The following is a 14,086-nucleotide window of genomic DNA, read 5'->3' as shown; positions in this document are numbered from 1 at the left end:
CGAAACGCACCGGAAAAACGAATGCCGTTCCGAACGAGGACCATGATCAGGGAGTTGGGCGCGGCCCTTGCGGTCGTTGCCGTCTACCTGCTCGTCCTCTTGGTCCCGCTCCACCAGGCTGCCGGCCTGCAGCAGGACCTGGCCGACCTTGGTTATGAAGGGCCTTCCTGGTCCATCTGCGCGGCGGGATCCGCCGGTCTCGCCGACGGCGAGGCGCCGTTCGGGCTCACATGCCCGATCGCGGGGCTCGGCAAAGACGAGATTGCGACAGTCGAGCCGCCTCCGGTCGAGGTCGATATCCTGCGTATCGCGCAGACGACTGCCTATCCGGAGCGGACGGCGCACGCTGGCCCTGCGACAAGCAGATATGTGGGACAGCCGCGCGCGCCTCCGGTGCCGGTCTGATTGCCTGGCAGCCCCTTGCTGCCAAACACCTCAAATCACTGGAGACATATCATGATCCGTTTTCTTTCCGGCGCGGCCATCGCCGCTGCCGTTCTGGCCGCCGGTCCCGTCTTCGCCCACGCGACCCTCGAAGTCAGGCAGGCCGGCATCGGCTCGACCTATAAGGCGGTGCTGCGCATTCCGCACGGCTGCGGGACCGAGGCCACCAATGTGGTGCGCGTGCAGATCCCGGTAGGCTTTTTCAACGTCAAGCCCATGCCAAAGGCCGGCTGGACCCTCGAAACGGTCGTCGGTCCTTATGAAGAGGGCTACGACAACCACGGCGCGACGCTGACCGAAGGCGTCAGGGAAATCATCTGGAAAGATGGCAACCTGCCCAACGAGTGGTACGATGAGTTCGTCTTCCGCGGCACCTTCGCAGGCACCCTGGAGCCGGGCACGTTCTACTTCCCGACCATCCAGGAATGCGCCGATGGCGAGGAAGCCTGGATCGACGTGAGCGGCGACGAGAATGCCGAGATGCCGGCCCCGAGCCTCGAGCTCGTTCCGGTCGAGGCTGCCGGCCACTGAGGTTGCCGGGGCGCGGCCGTCCGCGCCCCGCTTCCCGTTCGGGAGGTTGATGCATGCGTAAGGCCCTTTGCCTGCGACGGTTCGTCTGCCTGCTGCTACTCTTGGTCGTTGCGCCAGTCGAGGCTCTGGCCCACGCCCAGCTTCTTTCCACCGATCCGGTGGACAACGCGGTCCTCGAAGCAGCGCCGGACCGGGTCGTGCTGCATTTCAACGAGCCGGTTTCGCCTCTGGCGCTGAAGCTCGTCGAGCCGGACGGCAACGCGGCCGACTTGGCTGGAGGCGCGGCCGCGGGCCAGGATATCGCGGTTCCCATGCCGTCTCTCGGCAGCGGCACTCATGTGCTGAGCTGGCGGGTGGTCTCGGCGGACGGTCATCCGATCGCGGGTGCACTCGTTTTCTCCGTCGGCCAGATGACGGGCGCGGCGACTGCGGAGGCGGCAACCGATCGGGCGGTGGTCGCCATGCTCTGGGCCGGCAAGACGCTCCTCTTCGTTTCGATGTTCGTCGGCGTCGGCGGTGCAGTCTTTGCAGTCGTCGCGCCGATCCCACCAGCGGCCAGGCGCGTGGCCACCGGCCTCTCGGTCTTCGGGATGTTGCTGGTACCGGCCACGCTCGCCCTGCAGGGTCTCGATGCCCTTGGGTTACCCCTGCCCGCCATCATCGAAGGCCGGGTGTGGAGCGCGGCGCTTTCGACCAGCTATGGCCTGACGGCCGTCGTTGCGGGCGCGGCGTTCCTTACGACTCTCGGTAGCCTTGCGGACAGCAGGAAGGTCGCCGGTCTCGGCGTCGTCGCCGGCATCCTTGCTGCCCTCTCGCTTGCCTTGAGCGGCCATGCCGGCGCTGCCGCACCGCAATGGCTGACGCGGCCGGCGGTGTTTCTCCACATTGCTGGTATCCTCGTCTGGGTCGGGGCGCTGCTGCCGCTTTGGCTGCTGCTGGCCGAGCCTTCGACGCGGGCCGACCGCGCGCTGGCAGCGTTCTCGCGGCTCGCTCCCTATGCGGTGGTGCCGCTGGTCCTGGCGGGGCTGACACTCGCCATCACCCAGATGGGTGCGCCCGGTTCGAACTGGCTATCGCCCTACGCGATGATCCTTGCGGCCAAGCTCGGCCTCATCATCGGGCTCTTTGCCCTGGCGGTCCTCAATCGATGGTGGCTGACGACGCCGGCGCTGACGGGCGAGCCCGGTGCGCGGCGCCGCTTGCGTCGATCCATCAGCCTCGAGATGGTGCTGGTGGTGATGATCCTCGGGCTCGTCGCCGGCTGGCGGTTCACACCGCCGCCGCGCGCACTGGCTCCGGCTGCAACGCTCGCCGCCACCGACCCGGTCGCTTTCCACCTGATGGGCGGCGAGACCATGGCGATGGTCACGGTCTCGCCCGGCCGGGCCGGACCCGCCACCCTCGACATCGCGCTGACCGATGCCGGGGGCGCGTCCATGCCGGTCCAGTCGATTGCCGTCACGCTGTTCTCGCCAACGCTCGGCATCGAAGCGATCAGGCGCGACGCCATCGAGGTCGACGGCGTCTGGAGGGTTGTCGATATGCCCGTCCCCGTGGCGGGCGAGTGGCAGCTCGAACTCGAAATTCGCGTCGACTCCTTCGAGATGACAAGGCTTGAGGGGAGCTTCACTCTGCCCTGAACCTCAGACGATCTCGCGAACGACATCCGAGGCGACGGTCAGGGCGATCTTCTCGCGGGCCGGAGAACCCTTGGCCAGGGACTGGGCGAATTTGGTTGCCTGTTTCAGCGTAGCCTTGGGCGGCATCGGCGGTTCGTGCGGATCGACCGTTGCTTCGATAAGGGCGGGGCCGCGCGTGGCGAACGCCTCGCGCAGGATGCCGCCGCAATCGGCCGGGTCATCGATGCCATAGGCGCGTACGCCGAATCCGCGGGCGACGGTCACAAAGTCGATCGGCTGCAGGTCGCAGACATATTCCGGGTTGCCGAGGAACACCATCTGCTCCCATTTGATCTGGCCGAGCGTGTTGTTCTTGATGACCACGATCTTGATGTCGAGATCGTATTTGATGCAGGTGGCGAGGTCGCCGATGAGCATGCTGACCCCGCCGTCGCCGATGAAGCAGACCACCTGGCGCGAGGGATAGGCGATTGCCGCCGCGATCGCGTAGGGCAGGCCGCAAGCCATGGTGGCAAGGTTGCCCGAACAGGAGAATTTGCGCGATCCGCGCATGTCGAGGTAGCGGGCAGCCCATGTGGTGATGGTGCCCGAGTCGGTTGCAACGATGGCATCGTCGGTCAGAAGCTTGTTGAGTTCATAGGCCACCACCTGCGGCTTCATCGGCTTATCGTCCCGCGTGCCGCGCTCGACCATCAGCGCGTTCCACTCGTCCATCCCGGCCTGTGCCTTGTCGAGGAACGAACGGTCCTCGCGATAGTCGAGACGGGGTAAGAGGGCATCGATCACCTTGCCGGTGTCGCCGACCAGCCCCGCTTCCACCGGAAAGCGCAGGCCTATGCATTGCGGGTCGAGATCGACCTGCACGGCCCGGGCCCTGTCGGGCTTGGGATAGTATTCGATGTAGGGGAAGCTCGACCCGGCGATGAGCAGGGTATCGCAGTCCTCGAGGGCTTCCTGGGACGGGCGGGTGCCGAGGAGGCCGATGCCCCCGGTCGTATAGGGGCTGTCGTCCGGCACCGTGGCTTTACCCAAGAGCGGCTTGACGATTGGTGCCGCGAGCCTCTCGGCCAGCGCGATCAACTTGTCGCCCGCCCCGAGCGCTCCCTGGCCTGCAAGAATCACGGTCTTCCTGCCCGCGTTGAGGATCGTGGCGGCGCGCGCCAGCTGGTCCTCGTCGGGAAGGCGCGCCGACTTTGCCATCAGGTCGGAGGCGCGGCCCGGGACGTTGCGCTCGGAGCGCTGCTTGGGGTCCACGGACATGGACTGGACGTCGACCGGCATGGTGATATGCGCGACGCCGCGATAGGCGAGGGCCGTGCGGCAGGCGAGGTCCACGGTGTTCTCAACGTGACTGGGCCCCATGACGCGGTTGTTGTAGACGGCCACATCCATGAACACCTTGTCGAGCTCGATGTCCTGCTGGTTCTGGGTATGCAGCATGTCGTGGAACGGCAGGCCGGTGATGGTCAGGACCGGCTGGTGGTCGAGCTTTGCATCGTAGAGCCCGTTGAGCAGATGCAGGCCTCCGGGGCCGGACGTGGCGATGCACACGCCAAGGCGCCCGGTCCACTTGGCATGGCCGCAGGCGGCGAGGGCAGCGGATTCCTCATGCCGCGTCTGGATGAAGCGGATGTCGTCCTGGCGCTTGCGCAGCGCCTCGATGATGCCGTTGATGCCGTCGCCGGGTATGCCGAAAACGGTGTCGACGCCCCAATCGATGAGACTTTCAACGAGAATATCGGCGGCGGTTTGTTCGGCCATGGCGTAGTCCTCGCGGCTCTTTTGGCTTGGTTCACGGGCTTTCGCCCGCCCCAGGCCCTGACCTGTGAGACCAACCAATGGGCCACCGTCCGGTTCCCTGCTTTCATGCGCTTTCAACCTGAGTGGCCGCGCGCGGCCCGACGCTGCCAGCAAGGGTTAGCCCGGAACCCTTGTCGGCAGCACGAGTTGGTCGAAGACCGACGACAGGAGGCACCGATGCAAAGCAGGATATTGAGCGACGAGAACGGCCAGCGCACCTATGCGCTCGTCTTTGAAACCGGCGATCCTGTCATGCACGGGCTCGAGCAATTCGCCGCAAGCGAAGGGCTGACCGCCGCCAGCTTTTCCGGCATCGGCGCCTTTCGCGACGCGGTCACCGGCTATTTCGACTGGGAGCGCAAGGACTATCTGCACAACCGGATCGACGAGCAGGTGGAAGTCGCATCGCTCAACGGCGACATCGCCCTCGCGCCGGACGGCACCCAGGCGGTGCATGCGCATGTGGTGCTCGGGCGACGCGACGGCACGGCGATTGCCGGTCATCTGATGGAGGCGCATGTGCGCCCGACCCTGGAGCTGGTGCTGACCGAGACACCAGGTCACCTGCAGAAGGTTGTCGATAAGCAGAGCGGCCTCGCCCTCATCCGGCCCGACGTGTCCGCTCCCGGACACGTTCCTGCCGGCAGGGGCGTCTGAGAAGGCCAGCTCCTGCGCGAGACCCGCAGCGGCACGCAGAGCACGGGGTTGTCGGCAATGGCCCAGCTCTGTTCATTAACCTGCACCGGGATGACGTCGATGGAGATGACGGACCGGGGTCTCGCCATGGACCGGCTGATAGCTGTCGAACGTGTATTCGACCATGCCCTCGCCATGCGTCAGGCCCGGGAGCTGGCGTTGCAGATCGCCGACGCAGGCGGCGCGGATCGTGCCCTCGAGCGTCGACGAGGCGCCACGCATCTGGGGGATTTCGGGGATCGCGCCCAGCCGCGCCAGGGCCGGCAGCACCGTGCCCAGTGTGTCTCCCGGAATATCGAGATGGAAACGATGGACCGGTTCGCAGACCAGGGTGCCGGAGCTCTTCATCGCGTCCATCAGCACCAGGGGCGTCAGCTTCCTGAAGTCGCCGGCGGTGGTCGAGGGCGAGTTGTAGTTGGAATGGGTCATGGTGACGATGCAGTCGCTTACCTGCCAACCGAGAAGCCCTTGGGCCAGGGTGTCGCGCACCGTCGCCTCGATTGCGTGGCCGAATTCGTCGACGGTCTTGTAGACATAGAGCGGAATGGTCCTCAGCTCCGCTTCGAGCCGGAACTCGAAACCTGAACCGGGAGGGCCCGGATCGATACGCAGCCCAACCGTCGCGATGAACGGGTTGGACGAGGCGCCCATCAGTTCAATCGCCGCGCCGGTGCCGGCAGGGCGCTCGATGCAGATGGTCGTGGTGCCGCGGAATTCGACCTCGATGCCGTAGTCGCTGGCCAGCGTTGCCTCGATCACCTCCTTCTGCACCTCGCCATAGAGCGAGACGAACATCTCCTGGCCGATGTCGTCCTGGCGGAGGTTAATCAGGGGGTCCTGTTCGGCAAGCTCGACGAGAGCGGCGTGGAGCGCGCCCTTGTCGGCGGAATGCTTTGGCACAATGACGGTCTCGAGCGTCGGCGGGGCGAAGTGGTGATGCCCCTGACCTGCGCGCGGAACGCCGATCGCATCACCGATGCGGATGTCGGCGAGCCCCCAGAGCTTGCCGATCTGCCCGGCGGCGACCGCGCCCTTCTCGAGGGCGGCGCCGCGTTCGAAGTGACCGATGGCAGTGACCTTGGCGTCCTTGCCCGCACCGAACTGCAGCCGGTCTCGTGCGTGCACTGTCCCCGAGAACATGCGGAGATAGGCGATCTTCTCGCCCGCCCGGCCGCGCTCCACCTTGAACACCGTGCCCGAGACGGGGCCGTCCGCGTCGCCTTGGCTGGCGGGCAGCAACTGACTGATGCCGGCAACCAGCTGCTCGATGCCGGCGCCGGTGACGGCCGAACCGAAGAAGAGCGGATGAACCTGTGCCTGCCGGGTCTGCGCCTTGAGAGCCTCGCGCAGCCGCCCGTCGGGGAGGGTCCTCCCCTCGACAAAGGCTGCGAGGACCTCCTCGTCATTTTCGGCGAGGCGTTCGGTGAGCCTTGTCTGGAAGGCGGGGTCGTCGGGCTCGAAGGGCGCGAAGCGGGCCTGGCGCGTGCCGGGGTCCTCGACCGAGCCCATCGGCAGGATCGCCGGCGTCAGCGCCTCGCCGATGCGCGCAAGGACGCGCTGCTCGACCGCGCCGGCGCGGTCGATCTTGTTGACGAAGATCAGCGTCGGAACATTGAGGCGTTTGAGCGCACGCATCAGCACGCGGGTTTGCGCCTGGACGCCTTCGACGGCCGAAACCACCAGCACCGCGCCGTCGAGGACACTCAGCACCCGCTCCACCTCGGCAATGAAATCCGGGTGGCCGGGGGTATCGATCAGGTTGACGATGATGTCGTTCAGGATGAACGAGACGACGGCGGACTTGATGGTAATGCCGCGCCGGCGTTCGAGCGCCAGTGTATCGGTCTGGGTATTGCCGTCATCGACGCTGCCGATCCGGTCGATGACACCGGCTGCATGGAGCAGGCGTTCAGTAAGGCTGGTCTTTCCGGCGTCGACATGCGCCAGGATCCCCAGGTTCAACGTTCGCATGGAACCTCATGTCCTCTCGATAGGGAACTCCTTTCTCAGTGGACATGAAGGCTTTCATCTCGTTCTCCCGGGTGCGGAAGGATAGGGAAGCATGAATACAGCACAGGCCGCCGCTGCGGGCAATGGTGCCGTTGCCTGGGCCTCCGGCTTCACGGATAAGCGTGCTTGCCATCGAACTGGTGGATGGTCAGCGAAGCAAGCTCGACTCCCTCGATGCAGCGCGCATTGACCGACACGGGTGGCGGGTACTCGGTCGAGGTTCGCAGAATCGCCGTTCCGCAGTTCGCGCAGAAGTGCTGTCCGCCCGTCGCGCTTCGCCACCAATAGGTGCTCGCGCCCTGATTCTCGGTGAGGAATTTGACCTGGTCGGGCTGGACGTACCAATGCAGGAAGCCCGATCGCACGCAGAGCGAGCAGTTGCACTCCACCACCTCGGTGAGCTCCGCACTCACTTCGAGCCGAATCCGTCCGCAATGGCAGGAAACCGTGACGCTCATCTACCCAACCTCGACATTGCGGGAATGCTTGCACACTGGTGGCCAGCTGACAACGAAGCTCGGGCTTGAAGGCGCTTACGGAGTGAAGGGTATCCCGCCTCACATCCCCGGAATTTCTCGCCTTTTTGAATCAAGGACATAGCCGGATTCTGCGGTGTGGATGCGGAATCCGGTTGCTCGTGTTCTCTTTTTGTTCTTAAATCAGGGTATGCAACTGACGCTGCCTTTTGTGATGGAGAACAGGCTTGCGCGCGCCCATGAGCTGCTGTCGGCAGCCTTTGGGCCGGTGGCAGCCACGCGCCGGATGGACCCGGTGAGCCAGATGGTCTTTGCCATGCTCTCGGGGCGTACGCGCGATGGAATCGCCAAGTCCGCATTCGAGGGGCTTGCCAACAGCTTTCCCACCTGGGAGCCGGTGGCGCGGATGCGCGCCGGCGACCTCCTGGCCAGGATTGGGCAGACCACTTTCCCCGAAAAGAAGGCGTTCTACGTGCCGAGCGCGCTGCAGGCGATCATGCGCCGGCGCCAGCGGCTCGATCTAGATTTCCTCGGCAACCGGCCGGTCGAGGCGGCGCAGACGTGGCTCGAGAGCCTGCCCGGGATCGGCCCCAAGGCCAGCACGGCCGTCCTCAATTTCAGCACGCTCCACAGGCGCGTACTCTGCGTCGATACCACCCACTACCGCGTTGCTATGCGCTTCGGGCTGGTGCCGCCCGGAACGCCGCATAAGCTTGCATCGCGCCTACTCAACCAGCTGGTCCCCGACCAATGGAGCGCCGACGACACCGAGACGCATCACATTCTGATGCAGTTTCTGGGAAGGGTCTTCTGCACGGCAGGCCGGCCCAGATGCGCACCTTGTCCGCTGCGGCTGATGTGTCCAACGGCCAATTCGTCGGCGGTTGCGCCCCTCTCGGCTTTTTCTCCTCAAGCCTTCCATCCGGATCGGCAGGGTGGCTAGACATGTCCAGTCTCCAGAACCTTGCGGCGCTACGCGCCCGGATCACCGAAACGGAACGGATTTCCCCGCAGGCCTGGCCGAGCGCGCCGATGGGGGCTGCCGGGATCGATGCGGCGCTGCCGGGGAGGGGCCTGGTGACCGGAGCGCTGCACGAGCTGCTGCCGGCAAGCCATGCGGACCTCTCTGCCACTCTCGGCTTCGGGCTCGGGGCGCTTCGGCGCATTCTCGAGACGCGTGCCGGGCACATTCTCTTCGTGCTGCCCTCGTTCGTCGCCTTCGACATGGGCAGGCTCTACCCCATCGGTCTTGCCGCCTATGGGATCGATCCCAACCGGCTGGTGCACCTGCGCGTCGCAAAGCCCGTCAACGTGCTCTGGGCGCTGGAGGAAGCCCTGTCGCATCCGGCGGTCGCCGCCGCTATCGGAATCCTGCCCGAGAACGACCGCGCCTATGATTTCACCGCCAGCCGCCGTCTTTCCATGCGGGCCGGCCGGCACGGCGCCACCGCCTTCATCGTCGGCACCAGGCCGGACCTTGGCCTTTCGACAGCCGCCGACATGCGCTGGCGGATCGGGGCGGAGGCCAGCGCCCCTGCCTGGCGCACCGGCCAGTACCGGCCGGGACTCGGGGCCCCGCGCTGGCGGGTGGAGCTTATCAAAACGCGTAAAGGAGTGACCGGTGTATGGCCGGTCGAATGGGACCATGAAACGCTATCTTTCCGTGTGGCTGCCCCGCTGGGCGATCGAACGCCGCTCCGGGTCGATCGCCGCAGAGGTGGGCAACCTGCTGCCGCCTGACGAGGGCCGGCCGCTGGTCCTCTCGGATAACGCCCAAAGCGGGGCGCGCATCACCGCGACCAACGCCGCTGCCGAGGCGCAGGGGCTTTTTACCGGCATGCCGGTCACCGATGCGCGCGCCATTTTTCCGGCGCTCGAGGTCTATCCGGCCGACAGCGCCGGCGACGTCGAGGCGTTGACCCGCCTTGCCCTCTGGGGCCAGCGCTACAGTCCCTTCACCCGTATCGAGGGCGAGGACGGCATCAGCCTCGACATCACCGGCTGTGCGCATCTCTTCGGCGGCGAGGAGGGGCTGATGGACGATCTTGCGCAACGGCTCGAAAGCTTCGGGCTCTCGGCCCGGCTCGCCATCGCCCCGACCCTCGGGGCCGCCTGGGCCGCCGCCCGCCATGCGCCGAGTGCGCACGCCATCATCGCGACTGGCGAGATCAGTGAAGCCCTCGCCGCCTTTCCGGTTGCAGCCTTGAGGCTCAGCGAGGAGACGGTCGCCGCTCTCGACAAGCTCGGCCTCAAGCAGATCGGACTCCTCATCGGCAAGCCGCGCGGGGCGTTGGTTGCCCGGTTCGGCATGCTATTGGTGATGCGCCTCGACCAGGCTCTGGGTCAGGCCGACGAAAGCTTCAACCCGCTGACGCCGCCGCCCGTCTATCGGGCCGACTGCCGTTTCGCTGAGCCCGTGACCCTGCTAGCCGATATCGAGGCGACCGTTAAGCACCTGTCGCGCGAACTGGCCGAGGCACTCTACAAGGCAGGCAAGGGCGCGCGACGGATCGAGCTCGTCCTCTACCGGGTCGACGGCTGGTTCGAGGCGCTGGAATTGCGAACCAGTGCCTTGAGCCGCGATGCCAGGCACCTCTCGCGCCTCATCTGCGAGCGGCTCGAGCGCATCGAGGAGCGTGCCGGCTTCGGCTTCGAGGCGGCGACCCTTGCCGCCTTCGACGTCGAGCGGGGCGACGCGCAGCAGCATGGGCTCGATACCGGCGCGCCCGGCGAGGCGGAAGGCGACATTTCCGAGCTCCTCGACCGCTTCGCCAACCGGTTCGGCGCCGCCAGCGTCACCCGCTTCGTGCCGCGGCAAAGCTACGTGCCCGAAAAGGCGGTCGAGGCTCTCTCGGTGCTCGAGCCCATTGCACTGCAGGACTGGAGCGCCCATGCACGGCACCTCATGGACGATACTCCGCTCGCCCGTCCGATCCTGCTCTTTGGCAGGCCCGAGCCGGTCGACGTCATCTTCGAAACACCCGACCATCCGCCGACCCGCTTCGCGTGGCGGCGCATCGCCCACCGGATCGTGCGCGCCGACGGCCCTGAGCGCATCGCGCCCGAATGGTGGAGCGCCGCGCCCGGCGAGACCCGCGACTACTACCGCGTCGAGGATGAGGCCGGGCACCGCTTCTGGCTCTATCGCCAGGGTTTTTATGAGCGGCAGGGAGAGCCGGCGAGCTGGTTCATCCATGGGGTGTTCCCATGACTGCCGTGAACGCGCCCGCTTATGCGGAACTCGCCGTCACCAGTAATTTCAGCTTCCTCCACGGCGGCTCGCATCCGCATGAAATGGTCGGCATGGCCAAGGAGCTTGGGCTTTCCGCCATTGGCATTGCCGACCGCAACACGCTTTCCGGTGCGGTGCGGGCGCATGTGGCAGCAAGGGATGCGGGCATCCGTCTTGTCGTCGGGGCTCGGCTCGTTTTGCGCGACGGGTTCGAGGCGCTGTGCTTTCCGACTGACAGGGAGGCCTATGGGCGGCTCAGCAAGCTTTTGACCCTGGGCAATCTCCGCGCCCCGAAGGGCGAGTGCCATCTCGATTTCGAGGATCTTGCCGGTCTCGGCCACGGCCAGCGCTTCGTCGTCATGCCGACCTATGAGCTTGACGGTGAGTTCCGGGAAAGACTTGCCCGCTTCGCCTGCGTCTTTGCCGGCGAGACCTATCTTGCCCTGACGCCCTATTATCGCAGCAACGACCGCGCCCGCTTCGACAGGCTCGCCGCTCTGGCCGATCAACACGGCACGCCGCTCCTTGCCACCAATGACGTGCTCTACCACGATCACGGACGCCGTCGCCTGCAGGATCTTCTGACCTGCATTCGCGAGCATGTGACCATCGACGAGGCGGGCTTCCGCCTCGAGCGCAATGCCGAGCGGCACCTCAAGTCCGGCGCAGAGATGGCGCGCCTGCTCTCGGGCTACGAGGCGGCTCTGGCGCGTACCATCGAGCTGAGTGAGGTTTGCACCTTCTCGCTCAGCGAATTGAAGCCCCACTATCCCGATGAGCCGATGGGCGAGAGCGCTACGCCGCAGGCCGAGCTCGAGCGGCTGACCTGGGAGGGGGCGAGGAGGCGCTTTCCCAACGGGATCAGCGAGAATGTGCGCGGCAAGATCGCCCATGAGCTGCGCCTCATCGCCGAGCTCGATTTCGCGCCTTATTTCCTCACCGTCCAGGACATCGTCGGCTTTGCCCGCAGCCAGCATATTCTCTGCCAGGGGCGCGGCTCCTCGGCCAATTCGGTGGTCTGCTATTGCCTCGGCATCACCGCGGTCAATCCAGACGAGATCGATCTCCTCTTCGAGCGCTTCATCTCGGTCGAGCGCGGCGAGCCGCCCGACATCGACGTCGATTTCGAGCACGAGCGGCGCGAGGAGGTGATCCAGTACATCTACAAGAAATATGGCCGGCACCGCGCCGGGATCGCCGCGACCGTCATCTCCTACCGGGCACGCAGCGCCATCAACGAGGCGGGCAAGGCCATGGGCCTGTCGCCCGACATCGTGCGCGCCATGTCCGGCATCGTCTGGGGGTGGTCGTCGGAAACGCCGCCGCAGGACGATATCCGCAAAGCAGGCCTTGATCCCCACGATCCGCGCCTGTTGCAGGCGCTGGTGCTCGCGGGAGAGCTTGTCGGCTTTCCGCGGCACCTGTCGCAGCATGTGGGCGGCTTCGTCATCACCCAGGAGCCGCTGGAGGAGGTGGTGCCGATCGGCAATGCGGGGATGGACGAGCGCACGTTCGTCGAATGGGATAAGGACGACCTCGATGCGCTGGGGCTCCTCAAGGTCGACGTGCTGGCGCTCGGCATGCTGACGTGCTTGCGCAAGACCTTCGATCTTGTTGCCGACCATTATGGCACGCGCTACTCGCTGGCCAGCGTACCGCGCGAGGACAAAGCGACCTATGCGATGATCCAGGAGGCCGACACTGTCGGCGTCTTCCAGATCGAAAGCCGCGCGCAGATGTCCATGCTGCCGCGTCTGAGACCGAAGGATTTCTACGATCTCGTCATCGAGATCGCCATCGTGCGCCCCGGTCCCATCCAGGGCGACATGGTGCACCCGTATCTGCGGCGCCGGCAGGGCAGGGAAACGGTTGAATATCCTTCCGAGGCCTTGAAGGCCGTGCTGCACAAGACCCTCGGCGTGCCGCTCTTCCAGGAGCAGGCGATGAAGATCGCCATGGTCGGGGCGGGCTTTTCCGCCGACAAGGCCGACAAGCTGCGGCGGGCCATGGCGTCCTTCCGCAACCATGGCACCATCGACAAGTTCCGCGACGATTTCATCAAGGGCATGACCGGTAAGGGCTACAAGCTGGACTTCGCGCAACGGTGCTTCAAGCAGATCGAAGGCTTTTCCGATTACGGCTTTCCCGAAAGCCACTCGGCGAGCTTTGCGTTGCTCGCCTATGCCTCGGCCTGGCTCAAATGCCACTTTCCCGATGCTTTTGCCTGCGCGCTGCTGAACTCCCAACCCATGGGCTTTTATTCGTCGGGCTCGATCGTGCGCGATTTCCGCGACCATCATGGCGTGGTGCTGCCGGTCGACGTCAACCACAGCGACTGGGACCATAAGCTCGAGCCACTCGAGGATCCGCGCGCGATGACCCGCGAGGGCGGCAACGCCTTTGCCCTGCGCCTTGGCCTGCGCCAGATCGACGGGATGCGCGAAGAAACGGGGCAAAAGCTGGTTGCGGCGCGCGGCGCCGGCTTCGCCGACATGAACGACCTCTATGAGCGCACGCGCATCGAAGTCTCGGTGCTTCAACGCCTCGCCCATGCCGATGCCTATCGCTCCTTTGGCCTCGACCGGCGGCAGGCGCTCTGGGAGATCCGCGGGCTTTCCGGGTATCTGGGCGCGCGCGCCAATGAGGAGAGCCTGCCGCTTTTCCTCAACGAGGATGCGGGGGTCTCCGCCCTGCTACCGACCGAGGATGAGAAGGTGGAACTGCCCGCGCTCCTTGACGGCGAGCACGTGCACCAGGATTACGAGACGCTGCGCCTTTCCCTCAAAGGCCATCCGGTGGCGTTCCTGCGTGACAGGCTCGACCCGCGCGGGGTGGTGCGTACCCGCGACCTCGAGGGGGTGACAAACGGGCGCAAGGTGATCATTGCCGGCCTGGTGCTGGTGCGCCAGCGTCCGGGGACGGCGAGCGGCGTCGTCTTCATGACGCTCGAGGACGAGACCGGCATTGCCAATGCCGTCATCTGGAAAACGGTCTTTGATGAATTCCGCAAGGTGGTGATGGGCGCGCGCATGGTTGCGATCGAAGGTACGGTGCAGAAGGCCGACAACGTCACTCATGTGGTCGCCAAACGGCTGATCGACCTCACCCCGCAACTGATGCGCGCCATGGAAACCGCACCCGACCGCGCCAAGCCCCCGGTCGAGCAACCGAGCCTCTGGCGGCATCCACGCGATACGCGCGTGTTGCCTAAGGGGCGGAATTTCCATTGAGGGGACGAGTGGCGGAGTTGGGTCCGC

The 14,086-nt window shown here is 65.7% G+C and carries 11 protein-coding genes; 8 read left to right on the top strand and 3 right to left on the bottom strand.

The window, feature by feature from the left end; translation table 11 throughout:
- Window positions 1-21: 21 nt before the first annotated feature.
- From QQK18_RS21870 to QQK18_RS21860, 3 genes are read left to right on the top strand one after another with little or no spacing between them, the layout of a single operon-like run.
- Window positions 22-405 (top strand): hypothetical protein, encoded by a 384-nt coding sequence (locus QQK18_RS21870; RefSeq protein ID WP_284342488.1) that lies wholly within the window; start codon window positions 22-24, stop codon window positions 403-405.
- Window positions 406-456: 51 nt separating this feature from the next.
- Window positions 457-975, top strand: coding sequence for a YcnI family copper-binding membrane protein (locus QQK18_RS21865; protein WP_284342487.1), 519 nt, complete (start codon window positions 457-459; stop codon window positions 973-975).
- A 53-nt stretch (window positions 976-1,028) separates the two neighbouring features.
- Window positions 1,029-2,615: a copper resistance CopC/CopD family protein gene (locus tag QQK18_RS21860; protein ID WP_284342486.1), complete on the top strand. Its 1,587-nt coding sequence runs from the start codon at window positions 1,029-1,031 to the stop codon at window positions 2,613-2,615.
- Between the two features lie 3 nt (window positions 2,616-2,618).
- Here the strand turns inward: QQK18_RS21860 and QQK18_RS21855 are convergent, their stop codons facing one another.
- Window positions 2,619-4,376: a thiamine pyrophosphate-dependent enzyme gene (locus tag QQK18_RS21855; protein ID WP_284342485.1), complete on the bottom strand. Its 1,758-nt coding sequence runs from the start codon at window positions 4,374-4,376 to the stop codon at window positions 2,619-2,621.
- A gap of 216 nt (window positions 4,377-4,592) precedes the next feature.
- On the opposite strand from QQK18_RS21855, the gene QQK18_RS21850 reads away from it, so the two are divergent.
- Window positions 4,593-5,072, top strand: a complete 480-nt coding sequence (locus tag QQK18_RS21850) for a PPC domain-containing DNA-binding protein (protein WP_284342484.1) — start codon at window positions 4,593-4,595, stop codon at window positions 5,070-5,072.
- Between the two features lie 75 nt (window positions 5,073-5,147).
- Here the strand turns inward: QQK18_RS21850 and QQK18_RS21845 are convergent, their stop codons facing one another.
- Together QQK18_RS21845 and QQK18_RS21840 are read right to left on the bottom strand one after the other, a co-directional pair.
- On the bottom strand, window positions 5,148-7,082 hold the full coding sequence (locus QQK18_RS21845) for an elongation factor G (protein ID WP_284342483.1): 1,935 nt from the start codon (window positions 7,080-7,082) through the stop codon (window positions 5,148-5,150).
- A 149-nt stretch (window positions 7,083-7,231) separates the two neighbouring features.
- Window positions 7,232-7,579 carry a GFA family protein gene (locus QQK18_RS21840; RefSeq protein WP_284342482.1) on the bottom strand — a complete coding sequence of 116 codons (348 nt, stop codon included), beginning with the start codon at window positions 7,577-7,579 and terminating at the stop codon, window positions 7,232-7,234.
- 208 nt (window positions 7,580-7,787) lie between these two features.
- Here QQK18_RS21840 and QQK18_RS21835 point away from each other — a divergent pair, with 208 nt between their 5' ends.
- From QQK18_RS21835 to QQK18_RS21820, 4 genes are read left to right on the top strand one after another with little or no spacing between them, the layout of a single operon-like run.
- Entirely contained in the window at window positions 7,788-8,540 is a 753-nt protein-coding gene (locus QQK18_RS21835) for an endonuclease III domain-containing protein (protein ID WP_284342481.1), read from the top strand.
- A gap of 2 nt (window positions 8,541-8,542) precedes the next feature.
- Complete coding sequence (locus QQK18_RS21830; RefSeq protein ID WP_284342480.1) at window positions 8,543-9,337, top strand: ImuA family protein; 795 nt, start codon at window positions 8,543-8,545, stop codon at window positions 9,335-9,337.
- The gene (locus QQK18_RS21825; RefSeq protein WP_284342479.1) at window positions 9,243-10,808 is read left to right on the top strand and encodes a Y-family DNA polymerase; all 1,566 of its coding nucleotides are present in this window, start codon (window positions 9,243-9,245) and stop codon (window positions 10,806-10,808) included. Before QQK18_RS21830 ends, QQK18_RS21825 begins: the two co-directional genes overlap by 95 nt.
- Complete coding sequence (locus QQK18_RS21820; protein ID WP_284342478.1) at window positions 10,805-14,059, top strand: error-prone DNA polymerase; 3,255 nt, start codon at window positions 10,805-10,807, stop codon at window positions 14,057-14,059. The genes QQK18_RS21825 and QQK18_RS21820 overlap by 4 nt, the downstream gene beginning before the upstream one ends.
- The last annotated feature ends 27 nt before the right edge of the window (window positions 14,060-14,086 follow it).

Origin of the sequence: Devosia nitrariae (assembly GCF_030160115.1) — a bacterium.
In the GTDB taxonomy this organism is placed as follows: domain Bacteria; phylum Pseudomonadota; class Alphaproteobacteria; order Rhizobiales; family Devosiaceae; genus Devosia; species Devosia nitrariae.
The sequence above is the reverse complement of the archived record's forward strand: the minus strand, read 5'-3'. Positions and strand labels throughout refer to the sequence as shown.

What these genes read in the sequence shown, in the direction of transcription:
- QQK18_RS21870 (WP_284342488.1), top strand. Translation starts at nt 22, where the DNA reads ATGCCGTTCCGAACGAGGACCATGATCAGGGAGTTGGGCGCGGCCCTT.
- QQK18_RS21865 (WP_284342487.1), top strand. Translation starts at nt 457, where the DNA reads ATGATCCGTTTTCTTTCCGGCGCGGCCATCGCCGCTGCCGTTCTGGCC.
- QQK18_RS21860 (WP_284342486.1), top strand. Translation starts at nt 1,029, where the DNA reads ATGCGTAAGGCCCTTTGCCTGCGACGGTTCGTCTGCCTGCTGCTACTC.
- QQK18_RS21855 (WP_284342485.1), bottom strand. Translation starts at nt 4,376, where the DNA reads ATGGCCGAACAAACCGCCGCCGATATTCTCGTTGAAAGTCTCATCGAT.
- QQK18_RS21850 (WP_284342484.1), top strand. Translation starts at nt 4,593, where the DNA reads ATGCAAAGCAGGATATTGAGCGACGAGAACGGCCAGCGCACCTATGCG.
- QQK18_RS21845 (WP_284342483.1), bottom strand. Translation starts at nt 7,082, where the DNA reads ATGCGAACGTTGAACCTGGGGATCCTGGCGCATGTCGACGCCGGAAAG.
- QQK18_RS21840 (WP_284342482.1), bottom strand. Translation starts at nt 7,579, where the DNA reads ATGAGCGTCACGGTTTCCTGCCATTGCGGACGGATTCGGCTCGAAGTG.
- QQK18_RS21835 (WP_284342481.1), top strand. Translation starts at nt 7,788, where the DNA reads ATGCAACTGACGCTGCCTTTTGTGATGGAGAACAGGCTTGCGCGCGCC.
- QQK18_RS21830 (WP_284342480.1), top strand. Translation starts at nt 8,543, where the DNA reads ATGTCCAGTCTCCAGAACCTTGCGGCGCTACGCGCCCGGATCACCGAA.
- QQK18_RS21825 (WP_284342479.1), top strand. Translation starts at nt 9,243, where the DNA reads ATGAAACGCTATCTTTCCGTGTGGCTGCCCCGCTGGGCGATCGAACGC.
- QQK18_RS21820 (WP_284342478.1), top strand. Translation starts at nt 10,805, where the DNA reads ATGACTGCCGTGAACGCGCCCGCTTATGCGGAACTCGCCGTCACCAGT.